Below are 17141 nucleotides of genomic sequence, written 5' to 3'. Positions count from 1 at the left end.
AAGGCTTGGCTTGTTCAGCGGCCCGATTCGAAGTCTGCCAATCGTGCTTTGAGTGCGGGCAGCATGGCCCGCATGGCCACGCGACCTGCTTCTATCGAACGCATGCGGGCACCAAAGTCAGCGCTTTTGACGCCTGACAAAGCGGGTCGGACCACAAAATCGGCGTCTTTCAAGGCCAAGGTGTTGATGCTTTTGCCCATGATGGCGAAAGTCTGCATCAGGATCTGGAAGGTGTCGCCAGAGGGGTTGCCTTCGGGGTCGCTCGAAATATCAACCGCGATCACAAAATTGGCCCCCATGTCGCGCGCTTGGCGCACCGGCACGGGTGCCACCAGACCACCGTCCACGTATTCACGCTCGCCGATGCGCACGGGCTGAAACACGGCAGGCACCGCGCTGGATGCGCGCACGGCGGCACCCGTATTGCCACGCCGGAATGTGATGGATTCGCCGCTGTGCAGGTCCGTGGCCACGATGCCCAGCGGAATCTTCATTTGCTCCAAATTGCGGCCACCCACCTGGGTGTTCACGTAGCGGGCCAGCGCCTCGCCTCGCAAAGCGCCACGGTTCAGGATGGGCAGCATCCAGTCGGTGATGTCGGCTTCTTGCATGGTTTCGGCCAAACGGGCCAGTTCGGCCGTGCTTTTGCCACTGGCGTACAAAGCCGCGACCAAACTGCCTGCGGATGTACCCACGACGTGACTGGGCCGCAATCCGGCTTCTTCCAGCACCTGGATCACGCCCAAATGGGCAAAACCGCGTGCCGCACCGCCGCCAAGCGCCAGGCCCAAACGGAGTTCCCGGCGTTCGGGCGTGGCGGCTTGCTTGCCTTGCTCTGCCGTTGGACCGGAGGGCAGACTGCCGCAACCGGCCAGAACCATGGCCACGAGCATTGCGCCAAACGCCAGCCATCTGCGGCTTTGCCCACTTTGTTTCATTGATTTCATCTTTTCCTTCAAATCTTATTGATAACCATTCTCATTTGGACTAAACTGCATCCATCGACAACCCAACCCTGCAAAGACCATGACACTTTCCAAATCTTTCTTGAGCATCGCCTGCCTTATGGCCGCGACATCGGGCATGGCACAAGACAAAGTGCTGAACATCTATTCGGCCCGGCACTACCCCACCGATGAAGCGCTTTACAGCGACTTCACCAAAGCCACCGGCATCAAGATCAACCGGGTCGATGCCGACGATGCCGGTATTCTCGCCCGTCTGAAGGCAGAGGGTTCGGCCTCCCCTGCCGATGTGATTTTGCTGGTGGACGCAGCACGTCTTTGGCGCGCTGAAGTGGATGGCCTGTTTCTGCCGGTCAAATCCGCCAAACTCGAAGCGGCCGTCCCCGCCAACCTGCGCGCCAAACTCGCTGACAACGGCGGCACACCTTGGTTCGGCCTGTCGACTCGGGCACGCGTGGTGGTGTTTGACAAGCTCAAATACAGCAAAGCCGACTTTGACAGCTATGAAAAACTGGCCGATCCCAAGTTCAAAGGCCAACTGTGCATCCGGTCCGGCTCACACCCTTACAACCTGAGCCTGTTTGGCGCCATGACCGAACACCTGGGCCCGCAAAAAACGGAGGCCTGGCTCAAAGGCCTGGTGGACAACATGGCCCGCAGCCCCAAGGGGGGTGACAGCGACCAAATCAAAGGCGTGGCCTCGGGCGAATGCGGTGTGGCCGTGACCAACACCTATTATTTGGCCCGCATGTTGCGTTCCAGTGTGGCTGCAGAAAAGGCCGTGGCAGAGAAAGTCGGTGTGGTATTCCCCAACCAAAGCAGCTGGGGCACACACGTCAACGTGGCCGGTGGCGCTGTTGCGCGTCATGCCAAAAACACCGACAACGCCATCCTGTTTTTGGAATACCTGGCCAGCCCTTCGGCCCAAAATCACTTTGCCAACGGCAACAACGAGTGGCCCGTGGCCAAAGGTGTGAGCTTTGACAACCCGGCCCTCAAAGCCATGACCGGCGGCAGTTTCAAGAGCGAGCTGATCCCGATCAGCGCCGTGGGCATGAACCAGATCAAGGTGCAGCAAATGCTGGACCGGGTGGGGTTCAAGTAAAAAGCCAGCCCGTCTTGACGCTCTGAAAACAAAAAACCGGACTGCTTGCAGTCCGGTTTTTCTTTGTGCAAGCTGAAAATCAGGAGCGGATCAGGTGGTCAAAGGCGCTGAGTGCGGCCTTGGCGCCTTCGCCTGCGGCGATCACGATCTGCTTGTAAGGCACTGTGGTGCAGTCACCTGCGGCAAACACGCCGGGCACATTGGTGTGGCCCTTGGCGTCCACCACGATCTCGCCAAATTTGCTCAGCTCAACCGCGCCCTTCAAGAACTCGGTGTTGGGCACCAAGCCGATTTGCACGAACACACCCGCCAGTTCCACATGGTGCTCAGTGCCGGTGGCGCGGTCCTTGTAGCGGATGCCGTTGACCTTGCTGCCGTCGCCAGTGATCTCGGTGGTCTGGGCGTTGGTGTGCACCGTCACGTTGGGCAGGCTGTGCAGCTTTTTCACCAGCACCGCATCGGCCTTGAGCTGTTCGGCAAATTCGATCACGGTGACGTGCTCGACGATGCCGGCCAGGTCAATCGCGGCCTCAATGCCTGAATTGCCGCCGCCAATCACCGCCGTGCGCTTGCCCTTGAACAGCGGGCCGTCGCAGTGCGGGCAATAGGCCACACCCTTGTTTTTGTACTCGGCTTCGCCGGGTACATTCACATTGCGCCAGCGGGCACCGGTTGACAGGATCACGGTTTTGGCCTTGAGCGTCGCGCCGTTTTCCATCTGGATGTGCACCAAACCATCGGCCCCAGCGGGGGTCAGCTTGTCCGCACGCTGCAGGTTCATGATGTCCACGCCATAGTGGCGCACCTGGGCTTCGAGCGCGGCGGCGAACTTGGGGCCGTCGGTTTCCAGCACCGAGATGTAGTTCTCAATCGCCATGGTGTCGTTGGTCTGACCGCCAAAGCGCTCAGCAGCCACGCCCACGCGGATGCCCTTGCGGGCCGCGTACACAGCGGCTGCCGCACCGGCAGGGCCACCGCCCACGATCAACACCTCATACGGGTCTTTGGCGTCCAGCTTGGCCGCTTCGCGGGTGGCCGCACCCGTGTCGAGCTTGGCCACGATTTCTTCCACGCTCATGCGGCCCGAGCCGAACACCTGACCGTTCAGGAACACCATGGGCACGGCCATGATCTGACGCTCTTCGACTTCCTTCTGGAAGGCACCGCCTTCGATCACCACGGTCTTGACCTTGGGGTTGAAGATGGCCATGAGCGACAGCGCCTGCACCACGTCCGGGCAGTTGTGGCAGGTCATGGACATGTAGACCTCGAAGCTGAAGTCACCATCCAGGGCCTTGATGCTGTCGATCACTTCCGACTCGACCTTGGGCGGGTGACCGCCGGTCCACAGAAGCGCCAGCACCAGCGAGGTGAACTCGTGGCCCAGCGGCAAACCTGCAAAGCGCACGCCCTGGGTTTCGCCGTCACGCACCACCACAAAAGAGGGCTTGCGGGCGTCGTTGCCCGAGGTGTCGAGCGTGACCTTGTCGGACAGGCTGACAATGGTTTCCAGCAGGCTCTTCATGTCGGTGCCGGTTTCGCTGTCGTCGAGTGAGGCGATCAGGCGGATGGGCTGGCGCAGCAAGGCCAAGTACTGTTGCAATTGGGCTTTGAGGGTGTCGTCGAGCATGGTGTTCTCCAGTTTCAGGGTGCAAAAGACCAGACCCTCGCTTGTGGCGGGGCCGGTTTCAAAAGGTTTGGGGGAATCGTTGAGGGCAGCGCACGCGCGGCTTGTGGCCGGTTTGCGCTGCGCTCAACGCCCTGCAAAGCAGGGGTCTTGTCGGAGCTTGCCCTGCAAGCGATCAGGGATCAATCGCCAGCAGGGCTGGCTCCTACAAAGAGGCTGCTGGCAGGATCAGATCTTGCCGACCAGGTCGATGGAAGGAGCCAAAGTCTTGGCGCCTTCTTTCCACTTGGCGGGGCACACTTGGCCAGGGTTGGCGGCGGTGTACTGGGCTGCAGTCAGCTTGCGCAGGGTTTCGGACACGTCACGGGCGATTTCGTTGGAGTGGATTTCCACAGTCTTGATCGTCAGCTCGGGGTTGATGATGAAGGTGCCGCGCAGTGCCAGGCCTTCTTCTTCGATGTGCACGCCAAAAGCGCGTGTCAGGGCGTGTGTGGGGTCACCGACCAATGGGAACTTGGCCTTGCCCACGGCTGGCGATGTCTCGTGCCAGACTTTGTGCGAGAAATGCGTGTCGGTGGTGATGATGTACACCTCAGCGCCGGCCTTTTGGAACGCAGCATAGTTGTCAGCAGCGTCTTCGATTTCGGTGGGGCAGTTGAAAGTGAAAGCGGCTGGCATGAAGATGAACACGTTCCACTTGCCTTTGAGGCTGGCTTCGCTCACTTCGATGAACTTGCCGTTGTGGAAAGCGTTGGCTTTGAAAGGCTGAACTTGTGTGTTGATCAGGGACATGGTGTTTCCTTGGGTTGGTTTAAAAAAACTATCGAATGAGAAAACTCATTGGTCTAAATCATAATCTGGATCAGGCTTGTCGCTGATCAGTTGTTTCTATCGTGTCGATAGGAAAAGCCGTGCCTGGCCTCATCCCCCTGACCAAAGGGCATTAACGGCGGGCAAACCCGACAGCGGCCAACAGCCAAGCCAGAATCCAGGCCCCACCGCCCCACGGAACACCGGCCCTGAAGGCGTCAAACCCGAGCACGTTGCGCGCATACAGGTTGAAGCTGAACAACACCAGGCCTGCCAGCATGAGCGCACCTGCCGCCACCAACCAGCGCGAAGCGCCCAGCCACGCCACAGCCAAACCCACCAGCACCAAGCCCAAGGAATGGAATTGTTGCTGCGTCAGTGCCGTCTGCACCATGGCCGGTATGCCTCCAGCAAACACCGGCAAATGCGCAAAGGCGGCGCTGAACACAACGCTGGAGCAGGCGCTCAAAGCGCCCAAAGTCAGGAAAAGCTTGGCAGAAATTGGCAATGTGCCCTGTGGCTGTGAAGGCATGTTTGGCTTGACCCAAAGGTCTGTGAAGAAAGAACAAACTGAATTGAAACACGGGTTTGTGTCAATCGCTTGATCTTCATCATGGGGTGCAGGGTCTCTCTGGCGCACAGTGAAATTTGTCAAAACCAACAAAGAAAACCCATGAAAATGCTGATCGACCTGTTTTCTACCGACTATGGCCTCATGAGTTTGGGCGTGATCGTGTTCACGCTGTTGATGGCCGCGTTTTTCTTGCGCATGTTCGTGCACAAGATGAACAACAACGAATGAGTGCCTAGCGTCACATCAGCGGCCTGCGGTAACCCCCGGCATGGCCGCTGGGCGACAACACCACTTGCCACAGCTGGTTGTCCCGGGCCCGGAATGTGCCCGCGCAGCACTGCAAGTAATAGCACCACATGCGGTAAAACCGTTCGCCATAGCGGTCTCTCAGCGCGGGCCAGGCGGCCTCGAAGCGGGCATGCCAAGCCATCAGGGTTTTGTCATAGTCTTCGCCAAAGTTGTGCCAATCCTCCATGACGAACGCGTCTTCGCTGTAGTAGGCGATCTCCGATGCCGAAGGCAGCACCCCATTCGGGAAGATGTATTTTTCGATCCAGGGGTCGATGCCGGCCCCTGCCCTGTTTTTGCCAATGGTGTGCAGCAAAAACAAGCCATCGTCACGCAAGCTGCGCCGCGCCATGTCGAAGTAGGCTCGGTAGTTTTTGTGGCCCACGTGCTCAAACATGCCCACTGAAGCAATGCGGTCAAAGCGCTGCTCACTGTCGGGGTTGAACTGCCGGTAATCGGCCAGCTCAAAACGCACCGGCAGATTTCGGGCTTTTTCTGCGCCCAACTTGGCTTGCTCTTTGGAAATGGTCAGCCCCACACAGTGCACCCCGTAATGCTGTGCCGCAAACAGCATCAAGCTGCCCCAACCGCAACCAATGTCCAACAGGGTCATGCCAGGCTTGAGTTGCAGTTTTTGACAAATCAAGTCGAGCTTGGCTTCTTGCGCCTGCGCCAGTGTCTGCGCCTGTGGCCAATAAGCGCAGCTGTAGGCCATGGACGGGTCCAACATGGCCTCGTACAAATCGTTGCCCAGGTCGTAATGCATCTCGCCCACCTGCCACGCCCGGTGTTGCGACTGCAAGTTGGTGAGCCTTGCTTTGAGTGACGCCCACAGCCAACCCGCACGGCCAACCTGTTCGTCAAGACGCGCACGCAAAATGCGGGTGATGAATTCGTCCACCTGATCGCAATCCCACCAGCCGTCAACGTAACTCTCGCCCAAGCCCAGACTGCCCCGCGTCAAGATGCGGTCAAACGTGTCGGGATGGTGAACCCGCATGTCCCAAGGTCTGCCGCCACCGACGCGGATGTCGGCCAAGGCCAACAACTGCGTTGCCCTGCGCCAGTTGTCATCCTTCTGCAACAGGCTTTGATCCTGTTGATTCCAAGTGCTCACTGAAGTCATGCATGTCTCCTGAACGGAAATCTCCAAGCCCACTCGCCCGGGATGAAGTCCATGCTAGACAGCGCTCGCGCGCTTGAACATCCAAGCTTCAAAGTAGTGGACTTACCTTAAAACACGTAGATCGGGTCCGCTGCGGCTGGTCATTCAAGTGCCCCATGTGCATAATTGACGTTGACGTAACGTCAATCAAATTCTGGAGAACAACATGGACATTCAAGGCAAGGTTTTCATCGTCACAGGCGGCGCATCGGGTCTGGGCGAAGGCACAGCACGCATGCTGGCGGCCAACGGGGCCAAAGTCGTCATTGCCGACATGCAGGCCGAAAAAGGCGAAGCTGTCGCCAAAGAGCTGGGCGGCGCATTTGTCAAATGTGACGTCAGCAACGAAGCCGACGGCCAAGCCGTGGTCGCCCAGGCCGTGTCGATGGGCAAACTCATGGGCCTGATCAACTGTGCGGGCATCGCCCCGGCCGAAAAAACCGTGGGCAAGAACGGTGCGCACAGCCTGGCCGTGTACACCAAGACCATCATGGTGAACCTGGTGGGCACCTTCAACATGATCCGCTTGGCGTCTGAAGCCATGTGCAAAAACGAACCCGAAGCCACAGGCGAGCGCGGCGTGCTGATCAGCACCGCCAGCGTGGCAGCGTATGACGGCCAGATCGGTCAAGCCGCTTACGCCGCGTCCAAAGGCGGCGTGGTCGGCATGACCTTGCCCATTGCCCGTGACTTGGCGCGAAACGGTATCCGCAACATGACCATCGCCCCCGGCATTTTCGGCACACCCATGCTGTTTGGCATGCCCCAAGAAGTGCAGGACGCGCTGGCTGCAGGCGTGCCCTTCCCCAGCCGTCTGGGCACCCCGCAGGACTACGCCAAGCTGGCCAAACACATCATCGAAAACGACATGCTCAACGGTGAAGTGATTCGCCTCGATGGCGCCATTCGTCTGGCACCAAAGTGAGCTGAAAAGCGTTCTGCGCCGACAGTGACATCTGCACGCAACAGGCCCCGAGGGGCCTGTTTTCTTGTGCGCCACACGTCGCCAAGCAGACCACAGACCTTGGTGTTTCGCCGCATTACCGCTAGCATCGTCGCTTCTGGAGGACCCATGAAATACACCTTGCCCCTGAGTCTGATCACATTGGCGCTTTTGAGTGCCTGCACCACCCAGCCTCCGGCCAACGCTTGGCGTTACAGCGTGCCCGAGCAGCCCGAAGCCGCCAGTGGCAGCACCGACAAACCCGGTTGGGCGTATTCAAAGCAAGCCGTGGCCGCAGCCAACCCGCTGGCCACCGATGCAGGACACCAGATTCTGCGTGCAGGCGGTTCGGCGCTGGATGCGGCCATTGCCGTGCAGCTGGTGCTGGGCTTGGTGGAGCCGCAGTCCAGCGGCATTGGCGGCGGGGCTTTTTTGCTGCACTTTGATGGCCAGAAGGTCACGGCGCACGATGGCCGAGAAACCGCCCCAGCGGGTGCCAAGGGCGACATGTTTATGGGTGACAACGGCAAGCCACTGCCATTTGACGAAGCCGTGCTCAGCGGGCACTCGGTGGGCGTGCCCGGCGCGCTGCGCATGCTCGAAGCCGCACACCGACAGCACGGTGCCTTGCCTTGGGCCCAGTTGATCGAGCCGGCCATCTTGCTGGCCGAGCAAGGCTTCAAGGTCAGCCCGCGTCTGCACACCTTGCTGCAAGCCGATCTTCACCTGAAAAAAGACCCACTGGCGCTGCGCTTTTTCTACAACGCGCAAGGCCAGGCCTGGCCCATCGGCCATGTGCTGCGCAACCCCGAATACGCCCATGTGCTGCGCCGCATCGCCAAAGAAGGCAGCCGCGCCCTGCACGAAGGGCCTGTGGCACAGGCCATTGTGAAACGCACACAAACCGCGCCGCGCCCCGGAACCTTGAGTCTGCAAGACCTGGGCGGTTATCAGCCCCGGGTGCATGAAGCCTTGTGCTTTGACCACACGGCCCAGTCACGGGCTTACCGCATCTGCGGATTCCCGCCGCCCTCATCGGGCCAGATCGCCATCGGGCAAATCCTGGGCTTGTTGGCCCGCACCTCGCCGCAAGGTGCCGAGTTCGCTGGCGGCCTACCCTCCCCCGACTGGTTGCACCGCTACACCGAGGCATCGCGCCTGGCCTTTGCCGACAGGGCGCAATACCTGGCGGACCCGGACTTCGTGAGTGCCCCCGCTGGCGATTGGCGCAGCCTGCTGGCCCCAGACTATTTGCGCGAACGCAGCCAATTGATAGGCGCTCAGTCCATGAAAGTCGCCACACCCGGTCAGCCCGCAGGCGTCAAAACGTCGTGGGCGCCCATGCCCCCACAAATCGAATACGGCACCAGCCACATCAGCGTGGTCGATGCGCAAGGCCGTGCCGTGGCCATGACCACCACCATCGAAGCCGCCTTTGGCTCACGCCGCATGGTCACCACCGATGCCTCACGCCCAGGGGGCTTTTTGCTCAACAACGAACTGACCGACTTCAGCTTTGCGCCTGCCGATGCGCAAGGCCGCCCGATTGCCAACCGGGTCGAACCCGGCAAACGGCCTCGTTCGTCCATGTCGCCCACGCTGGTCTTTGACAAGGCCTCGGGCCAATTGGTCATGAGCGGCGGCAGCCCTGGCGGCGCGCTCATCATTCACTACACCGCCAAGTTGCTGGTGGGCACGCTGCACTGGGGCCTGAACGCCCAGCAAGCGGTCAGCCTGCCCAACTTTGGCTCGCTCAACGGCCCCACCCTGCTCGAAGAAAAACGCTTTCCAGCCAGCACCGTAGACGCCCTGAAGGCCCACGGACATGAGGTGCGCGAAATGGAAATGACCAGCGGTCTGCAGGCGATTGAGCGCACACCCCAAGGCTGGTTTGGTGGCGCTGACCCTCGGCGTGAAGGCGTGGTGCTGGGCGACTGAAAGGGCCAACAGGTCGCCCGCGCGACCCCTTGCGGGAATTCCCGATGTGGGTTCTCAGGGGTCTGCGCCCATACTGTGCGTTGAAGCCAACATTCGACCAGGAGAGATTTGTGAAATTCAACGACAGCACGCGCCGCCAATTTGTCCAAAGCGGCATTGCCGCAGCAGCCACCTTGGCCCTGCCCACGGTGGCCCAGGCACAGGCCTTTCCGACACGCCCCTTGAAATTGATCTGCCCCTGGCCTGCAGGTGGCTCCAGCGACATTGTGATGCGAGCCCTGGCCGAAGGCGCCACCAAAGTGCTGGGCCAACAAGTGGTCATTGACAACAAGCCCGGTGCCAGCGGCATGCTGGGCCCCAATGAACTGGTCAAGGCTGCGCCGGACGGCTACACACTGTCGCAAGTCACGATTGGCGTGGCGCGCTTGCCGCACATGCAAAAAATGCAGTTCGACCCACTCAAGGACTTCACCTACATCGCTTGTTTGACGGGCTACACCTTCGGCATCGTGGTCAAGGCCGACTCGCCCTTCAAAACCATCAAAGACCTGGTCAATTACGCCAAAGCCAACCCCGGCAAGTTCAACTACGGCTCCACAGGCAACGGCACCACGCCGCACCTGGCAATCGAGGAATTCGCCAACAAGGCGGGCATCCAGCTCACCCATGTGCCGTTCAAAGGCAGCTCGGACGGCTTGCAAGCGCTGCTGGGCGGCCACATCGACGCACACAGCGACGCCACAGGCTGGGGCCCCCACGTCGAGGCGGGCACCATGCGCCTGTTGGCCACTTACGGCAGCAAACGCACCAAACGCTGGCCCACCGTGCCGACCCTCAACGAGCTGGGTTATGACACCGTGTCCGATTCACCCTTCGGCATTGCTGGCCCCAAGGGCATGGACCCCAAGGTGGTGCGCAAGCTGCAAGATGGCTTCAAGAAAACACTCAGCGACCCGGCCGTGCTCGCCGCCTTCGAGAAGTACGACCAACCCGTGATCTACATGGACAGTGAGGCTTACACCCAGTTCATTCTGGCCAGCTATGTGAAAGAAAAGCGGCTGATTGAGAAGCTGGGCTTGGGCATCAAGTCCTGAGAACGCATCCTCTTGTCGAGGTAAAAACCAGCGACAAAACAAAAAACGGCAGCCTAGGCTGCCGTTTTTTCTTGCTGCATCAGCGGATCAGTAAGCCTGACCCAACTGGCTCAGAATGCCAGGGTTCTCCAAGGTAGAGATGTCTTGCGTGATCTCTTCGCCTTTGGCCAACGAACGCAGCAGGCGGCGCATGATCTTGCCGGAACGGGTCTTGGGCAGGTTCTCGCCAAAACGGATGTCCTTGGGCTTGGCGATCGGGCCGATTTCCTTGGCGATGTGGTCACGCAATTGCTTGGCAATCGCCTTGCCTTCGTCGCCGTTGGGCAACGAGCGCTTGAGCACCACGAAGGCGCAAATCGCCTCACCGGTGGTGTCGTCAGGACGGCCCACCACAGCGGCTTCGGCCACCAACTCGGTGCAGCTGACCAGGGCCGATTCGATTTCCATCGTGCCCATGCGGTGACCAGAGACGTTCAGCACGTCGTCGATGCGCCCGGTGATGGTGAAGTAACCGGTTTCCGCGTCACGGATCGCGCCGTCGCCTGCCAGGTAGTACTTGCCCTTGAAGTCATCGGGGTAGTAGCTCTTCTTGAAGCGCTCAGGGTCGCCCCAGATGTTGCGGATCATGGATGGCCATGGGCGCTTGACCACCAAAATGCCGCCTTGGCCATTGGGCATGTCTTCGCCGGTTTCGCTCACGATGGCGGCCTGGATGCCGGGGAACGGCAGTGTGCAAGAGCCTGGCACCATGGGCGTCACGCCCGGCAGCGGGGTGATCATGTGGCCACCGGTTTCGGTTTGCCAGAAGGTGTCCACAATGGGGCAACGGCTGCCGCCCACATGCTGGTAATACCACTCCCAGGCGGCGGGGTTGATCGGCTCGCCGACCGAGCCCAGCAGACGCAAGCTGCTCAGGTTGTAGCTCTTGGGGTGCACGGCATCGTTGGCTTCAGCGGCCTTGATGAGCGAACGGATCGCGGTGGGGGCGGTGTAGAAGATCGAGACTTTGTGGTCCTGGATCATCTTCCAGAAGCGGCCGGCGTCGGGGTAAGTGGGCACGCCTTCGAACACGATTTCGGTGCCGCCCAGAGCCAAGGGGCCATAGGTGATGTAGGTGTGGCCGGTGACCCAGCCGATGTCGGCGGTGCACCAGAACACGTCGTCAGCCTTCAGGTCAAAAGTCCACTTGGTGGTCAGCGCCGCATGCAACAGGTAGCCGCCGGTGCTGTGCTGCACGCCTTTGGGTTTGCCCGTCGAGCCCGAGGTGTAGAGCAGGAACAAGGGGTGCTCTGCGCTCACCCACTCTGGCTCGCAGGTGGTGGGCTGCTGGTCGGCGACGTCGGCCATCCACAGGTCGCGGCCTGCGGTCATGGCGATGTCGGCGCCCGAGCGCTTGACAACCAGCACGTTTTTGATGGAGCCGCAACCGCCCAAGGCCAGCGCTTCGTCCACGATGGATTTGAGGGGCAACTGCTTGCCGCCACGCACTTGGTGGTCGGCGGTGATCACGGCCACAGCGCCAGTGTCTTCGATGCGGTCACGCAGCGACTGGGCCGAAAAGCCGCCAAACACCACCGAGTGGGTCGCGCCAATGCGGGCGCAGGCTTGCATGGCGGCCACGCCGTCGATGGACATGGAGATGTAGATGACCACACGGTCACCTTTTTTGATGCCCAGGGACTTGAGCGCGTTGGCGTATTGGCAGGTCTTGGCCAGCAGCTGGCTGTAAGTGACCTTGGTCACTTCGCCGCCGTCAGCTTCAAAGATGATGGCGGTCTTGTCGCCCAAGCCTTTTTCGATGTTGCGGTCCAGGCAGTTGTAGGACACGTTGAGCGTGCCGTCTTCAAACCACTTGAAGAAAGGGGCATTGGACTCGTCGAGCACCTTGGTGAAAGGTGTCTTCCAGGTGATCAGTTCTTTGGCCAGACGGCCCCAAAAGCCTTGGTAGTCTGTTTCGGCTTCTTTGCACAGCGCCTGGTAGGCGGCCATGCCGGAGACGTTGGCGTTTTTGACGAAGTCAGCGCTGGGTTGGTAAATGGTGGAACTCATCAGATTTGTCTCCTCAATGACATGGCGTTTTTTGAAACTGATGCAAATGTCTGCTTTCGCTCTTACAAAGCACTGACTGACATCAGACTTGCATGGACTTGGGCTGGAATCGGCGTTCTACCGCCTAAAATCCGGGTTTGCCCGAGGTCACTGACTTCCCAGAAATTTCAGGAAATCCATGTCTTCCAACAAGCCCGCCCCGAAAAGCTCTTTGAGCTCCTTGAACAGTTTCATCTTTGCCAGCCGTTGGCTGCAATTGCCCCTGTATCTGGGTCTGATCGCCGCACAAGCCGTCTATGTGTTCCACTTTTGGGTGGAATTGGTGCATTTGCTCGAAGCCGCTTTTGGCAGCCAAACCGCACTGCAAGCGCTGATCAATGGCATTGGTTACAAGACCACAGCCCCCATCACCACGCTCAATGAAACCGTGATCATGCTGGTCGTGCTGGGCCTGATCGACGTGGTCATGATCTCCAACCTGCTGATCATGGTCATCGTCGGTGGCTACGAAACTTTTGTCTCGCGCCTGAACCTCGAAGGCCACCCTGATCAGCCCGAATGGCTGGACCATGTGAATGCCTCGGTGCTCAAGGTCAAGCTGGGCACGGCCATCATCGGCATCAGCTCGATTCACCTGCTCAAAACCTTCATCAACGCCGCCAACTACGACGAAAAGGTGCTGATGTGGCAAACCCTGATCCACATCGCCTTTTTGCTCAGCGCGATCGCCATTGCCTATGCCGACCGATTGATGTCGCACCACGACAAAGCTGGCCACTGAACCTCTTTATTTTTTGACTCTTCACTGGACTCACACACCATGACCACCCTGATCAAACAAGACGATCTGATCGAATCCGTTGCCGCTGCGCTGCAATACATCAGCTACTACCACCCTGCTGACTTCATCTCGCACCTGGCCAGCGCCTATGCGCGTGAACAAAGCCCGGCGGCCAAAGACGCGATCGCGCAGATCCTGACCAACAGCAAAATGAGCGCCATCGGTCACCGCCCGATTTGCCAGGACACCGGCATCGTCAACGTGTTCCTCGAAGTCGGCATGGATGTGAAGTTCGACGGCTTCACAGGCAGCCTGGAAGACGCGGTGAACGAAGGGGTGCGCCGGGGCTACAACCAATCAGACAACATGCTGCGTGCGTCTGTCGTGTCAGACCCGCACTTCAACCGCAAGAACACCAAAGACAACACGCCTGCCGTGATCTTCACCAAGATCGTGCCCGGCCACCATGTGCATGTGACCGTGGCGGCCAAAGGCGGCGGCAGCGAAAACAAGTCCAAGATGATCATGCTCAACCCCGGTGACAGCATCGTGGACTGGGTGCTCAAAACCGTGCCCACCATGGGCGCAGGCTGGTGCCCGCCCGGCATGCTGGGCATCGGCATTGGCGGCACCGCCGAAAAAGCGGTGCTTCTGGCCAAGGAAAGCCTGATGGACGACCTGGACATGTACCAGCTGCTCGAAAAATCGAGCAAGGGCGAAAAGCTCGACCAAGTCGAAGAAATGCGCCTGGAGCTGTACCACAAGGTCAACGCTTTGGGCATTGGCGCACAGGGCCTGGGCGGCTTGACTACGGTGCTGGACGTCAAGATCAAGATGTACCCCACGCACGCGGCCTCCAAGCCCGTGGCCATGATCCCCAACTGCGCGGCCACCCGCCACGCGCACTTCGTGCTCGACGGCTCCGGCCCCACTTACCTCGAAGCGCCTTCGCTCGACCTCTGGCCCAACGTGGGCTGGACCGCCGACACCGAGAAAAGCCAGCGTGTGGACCTGAACAGCCTGACGCCCGAGCAGGTCGCGGCTTGGAAGCCCGGCCAGACCCTGCTGCTCAACGGCAAGATGCTCACGGGCCGTGACGCCGCACACAAGCGCATCCAGGACATGTTGGCCAAGGGCGAAAAACTGCCCGTGGACTTCACCAACCGCGTGATCTATTACGTCGGCCCGGTCGACCCCGTGGGCGACGAGGCCGTCGGCCCCGCAGGCCCGACCACCGCCACCCGCATGGACGGTTTCACCGAAATGATGCTGGCCCAGACTGGCCTGATCGCCATGATCGGCAAAGCCGAGCGTGGCCCGGTCGCTATCGAAGCCATCAAGAAGCACAAGTCGGCTTACCTGATGGCCGTGGGCGGCGCGGCTTACCTGGTGTCCAAAGCCATCAAGCACGCCCAGGTTGTGGGCTTTGCCGACATGGGCATGGAAGCCATTTACGAATTCGACGTGGTGGACATGCCCGTGACAGTGGCTGTGGACGCGGGCGGCACCAGCGCCCACATCACCGGCCCTGCCGAATGGCAAAAACGCATCGCCACCGGCGAGTTCAAAGGCATTGGCGTGACGGCTGCCTGAAAGTGATGCGGCGGTGGCTGCATGGAAACGTCACCACCGCCCTCACCTGCTTCATGACTGAATCACCCATCGGCGTTTTTGACAGTGGCATTGGCGGCCTGAGCGTCTTGCAGTCACTGCAAGCGCTTTTGCCCGCCGAGCATTTTGTCTATTGGGCAGACAGCGGCCATGCGCCTTACGGCGAAAAAAGCGACCTCTTCGTGCGCCAGCGCAGTCTGGCAATTGCAGAGCACCTGATCCACGAGCACCACATCAAAGCCCTGGTCGTGGCTTGCAATACGGCAACGGCAGCAGCCATTCATGAGCTGCGCGCACAACACCCGCACCTGATCCTCATTGGTGTTGAGCCTGCACTGAAGCCTGCGTTGAAGATCAGCCAAACCGGGCACATTGGCGTCATCGGAACGCGGGGCACGCTTGGCAGCGACAAGTTTCACCGCCTGTTGGACAGCCTCAAAGACCAGGCCCACTTCACCATTCAGCCATGCAACGGGCTGGCGCTGGCCATTGAGCAAAGCACCAATCTATCGGTCAGTGCCCAAGCGAACGAACGCATCGCTGAATTGCTGCAAAACTACACCCACGAGATGGGTGAATTCGGCCAAGCCCCAGGTCAGATGGACACGCTGGTTTTGGGCTGCACCCACTATGTGTTTGCCGAGAGAGCACTGCGCACATTGCTCGGCCCGCAAATCCATTTGGTCTCCACCGGCGAGCCCGTCGCCAGACAAACACGTCGATTGCTGGAAACCGCAGCGCTGCTGCGAAGCGGCCCCGGGCCCCACAGCTTAGCGGCTCGCACCCGTTTGCTGACGAATGGTGACTTGGCCAGCCTTCAGGCCGCAGCACAGCGCTGGCTGGGCCTGCCGCCTGCTGCCTGCCATCGGGCAGACAGTGCCGTTTAATCAGTTCGGCCCCTGTGCCATGCGGTGCCCGCGTTCCACATTGACAGGCATGAGCAAGACCAGACCCAACACAAACAGCAATGAGGTCGAGCCGATCGCGATGCGCTGATTGCCACCACTCAGCCAAGTGATGAGGCCATAGCTCAAAGGCCCCAAAATGCTGGCCAACCGGATTGCAAAAGTCCACAGGCCAAAAAATTCACCCAAGCGTGCAGGCGGAATCATCAAGCCCGCCATGGCTCGGCCCGATGACTGACTCGAACCCATGCAAACCCCGGCAATGGCCGCAGCCCACCAGAACACCTCCTTGGTGCTCGACAAGGCAGCGATCACGCACGTCAAAATCCAGCCCAGCAAAGTCAAAGACAAAGCCAGCTTGTGGCCAATGCGGTCTTGCGCGTACCCAAAAACAAAAGCACCCACAAAGGCCGCGATGTTCAGCACAAAAATCAGGACCATGGTTTCCTGCGGCTGAAAACCGATGACCTGTTCGGCATAAATGGCTGCCAATGAAATCGCCACGGCCACCCCGCCTTGGTAAGCCACCGCGCAGCCCATCAGCCGGATGAAATCCTTGTAGGGGCGCGCATCGCGGAATGTTTTCGCCAAGCCTTGCAAGCTTTTCAGCATGCCCACGACAGGCGCATCCGGTTGGGGCTGTGCGTGTTCCCGCATCAAGGCAAAAGTCACGCAGGCGGCAAGGCCATAAACCAAGGCGGTGATCAGCATCGTCACCGGCACGAATTGACTGCCCGACTCGCCACGCGCCTGTGCCGCCAACACATAGGCCAGGCACACACCCAGTGTGAGCATGCCGCCCACATAGCCCAACGCCCACCCCCAGCCACTGACGCGGCCCATGGCTTGCGGTTTGGCCAGCTCAGGCAAGAAGGAGGCGGTCAAAGACTCGCCATAAGAAAAGAAGGTGTTGGAGATCACCAAAATCAGCAAGCCCAAAGCCACCTGCCCCGGCCCCACCATGGCCAAGGCCGCCGTACTGACCACGCAGCCAGCCGTGATCCACATGAGCAAACGCCGTTTGCCTGCCACACGGTCCGCCCAAGCCCCCAGCCCAGGCATGGTGAGCATGACGATCAAATAAGACAGGCTGAGGCCAGATGTCCACGCCAATGTGGCCCAAGGTGCCCCGTCAGCGACCCCGCCCACGAAATAGGCCGCGAACACGGCCGTGATGACCACCGTGGTGTAGCCCGAGTTGGCAAAATCGTACATGGCCCAACCAAAAACCTCGCGCATGCGAACGCTGGGGTTGAGCGCTTCGCGTGAGAACATGGTTGCCATAA

Annotated in this window: 15 protein-coding genes; 8 read left to right on the top strand and 7 right to left on the bottom strand. The window is 60.0% G+C overall.

Annotation, left to right across the window (positions count from 1 at the left end):
* Positions 1–14: 14 nt before the first annotated feature.
* Positions 15–938, bottom strand: a complete 924-nt coding sequence (locus ACZ5VE_RS06555; RefSeq protein WP_464457452.1) for a patatin-like phospholipase family protein — start codon at positions 936–938, stop codon at positions 15–17.
* Between the two features lie 88 nt (positions 939–1026).
* On the opposite strand from ACZ5VE_RS06555, the gene ACZ5VE_RS06550 reads away from it, so the two are divergent.
* Positions 1027–2070 carry an extracellular solute-binding protein gene (locus ACZ5VE_RS06550; RefSeq protein WP_464457204.1) on the top strand — a complete coding sequence of 348 codons (1044 nt, stop codon included), beginning with the start codon at positions 1027–1029 and terminating at the stop codon, positions 2068–2070.
* A 79-nt stretch (positions 2071–2149) separates the two neighbouring features.
* On the opposite strand, the gene ahpF is transcribed toward ACZ5VE_RS06550, so the two are convergent.
* The 3 genes from ahpF to ACZ5VE_RS06535 form a co-directional block, all read right to left on the bottom strand.
* On the bottom strand, positions 2150–3700 hold the full coding sequence (gene ahpF / locus ACZ5VE_RS06545) for an alkyl hydroperoxide reductase subunit F (protein ID WP_464457203.1): 1551 nt from the start codon (positions 3698–3700) through the stop codon (positions 2150–2152).
* A 225-nt stretch (positions 3701–3925) separates the two neighbouring features.
* A complete protein-coding gene (gene ahpC / locus ACZ5VE_RS06540) occupies positions 3926–4489 on the bottom strand; it encodes an alkyl hydroperoxide reductase subunit C (protein ID WP_464457202.1) in 564 nt (187 codons plus the stop codon).
* Positions 4490–4640: 151 nt separating this feature from the next.
* On the bottom strand, positions 4641–5039 hold the full coding sequence (locus ACZ5VE_RS06535; RefSeq protein ID WP_464457201.1) for a DUF423 domain-containing protein: 399 nt from the start codon (positions 5037–5039) through the stop codon (positions 4641–4643).
* Between the two features lie 141 nt (positions 5040–5180).
* Between ACZ5VE_RS06535 and ACZ5VE_RS06530 the strand changes: the two genes are divergently transcribed.
* Positions 5181–5309 (top strand): DUF3149 domain-containing protein, encoded by a 129-nt coding sequence (locus tag ACZ5VE_RS06530; RefSeq protein ID WP_199220321.1) that lies wholly within the window; start codon positions 5181–5183, stop codon positions 5307–5309.
* A 10-nt stretch (positions 5310–5319) separates the two neighbouring features.
* Here the strand turns inward: ACZ5VE_RS06530 and cfa are convergent, their stop codons facing one another.
* Positions 5320–6495 (bottom strand): cyclopropane fatty acyl phospholipid synthase, encoded by a 1176-nt coding sequence (gene cfa / locus ACZ5VE_RS06525; protein WP_464457200.1) that lies wholly within the window; start codon positions 6493–6495, stop codon positions 5320–5322.
* Between the two features lie 205 nt (positions 6496–6700).
* On the opposite strand from cfa, the gene ACZ5VE_RS06520 reads away from it, so the two are divergent.
* The 3 genes from ACZ5VE_RS06520 (at position 6701) to ACZ5VE_RS06510 (ending at position 10509) form a co-directional block, all read left to right on the top strand.
* A complete protein-coding gene (locus ACZ5VE_RS06520; protein ID WP_464457199.1) occupies positions 6701–7459 on the top strand; it encodes a 3-hydroxyacyl-CoA dehydrogenase in 759 nt (252 codons plus the stop codon).
* A gap of 147 nt (positions 7460–7606) precedes the next feature.
* On the top strand, positions 7607–9415 hold the full coding sequence (locus ACZ5VE_RS06515; RefSeq protein WP_464457198.1) for a gamma-glutamyltransferase family protein: 1809 nt from the start codon (positions 7607–7609) through the stop codon (positions 9413–9415).
* A gap of 110 nt (positions 9416–9525) precedes the next feature.
* Positions 9526–10509: a tripartite tricarboxylate transporter substrate binding protein gene (locus ACZ5VE_RS06510; RefSeq protein ID WP_464457197.1), complete on the top strand. Its 984-nt coding sequence runs from the start codon at positions 9526–9528 to the stop codon at positions 10507–10509.
* An 87-nt stretch (positions 10510–10596) separates the two neighbouring features.
* Here ACZ5VE_RS06510 and acs read toward each other — a convergent pair whose 3' ends face one another.
* On the bottom strand, positions 10597–12558 hold the full coding sequence (gene acs, locus ACZ5VE_RS06505; RefSeq protein WP_464457196.1) for an acetate--CoA ligase: 1962 nt from the start codon (positions 12556–12558) through the stop codon (positions 10597–10599).
* Between the two features lie 178 nt (positions 12559–12736).
* Between acs and ACZ5VE_RS06500 the strand changes: the two genes are divergently transcribed.
* From ACZ5VE_RS06500 to murI, 3 genes are read left to right on the top strand one after another with little or no spacing between them, the layout of a single operon-like run.
* A complete protein-coding gene (locus ACZ5VE_RS06500) occupies positions 12737–13339 on the top strand; it encodes a TIGR00645 family protein (protein ID WP_464457195.1) in 603 nt (200 codons plus the stop codon).
* A 39-nt stretch (positions 13340–13378) separates the two neighbouring features.
* On the top strand, positions 13379–14932 hold the full coding sequence (locus ACZ5VE_RS06495; protein ID WP_464457194.1) for a fumarate hydratase: 1554 nt from the start codon (positions 13379–13381) through the stop codon (positions 14930–14932).
* Between the two features lie 53 nt (positions 14933–14985).
* Positions 14986–15837, top strand: a complete 852-nt coding sequence (gene murI, locus ACZ5VE_RS06490) for a glutamate racemase (protein ID WP_464457193.1) — start codon at positions 14986–14988, stop codon at positions 15835–15837.
* On the opposite strand, the gene ACZ5VE_RS06485 is transcribed toward murI, so the two are convergent.
* Positions 15838–17139 (bottom strand): MFS transporter, encoded by a 1302-nt coding sequence (locus ACZ5VE_RS06485; RefSeq protein ID WP_464457192.1) that lies wholly within the window; start codon positions 17137–17139, stop codon positions 15838–15840. It lies immediately after the preceding gene.
* Positions 17140–17141: the final 2 nt, after the last annotated feature.

It is taken from the genome of Limnohabitans sp. INBF003 (genome assembly GCF_055396645.1).
The sequence above is the reverse complement of the archived record's forward strand: the minus strand, read 5'-3'. Positions and strand labels throughout refer to the sequence as shown.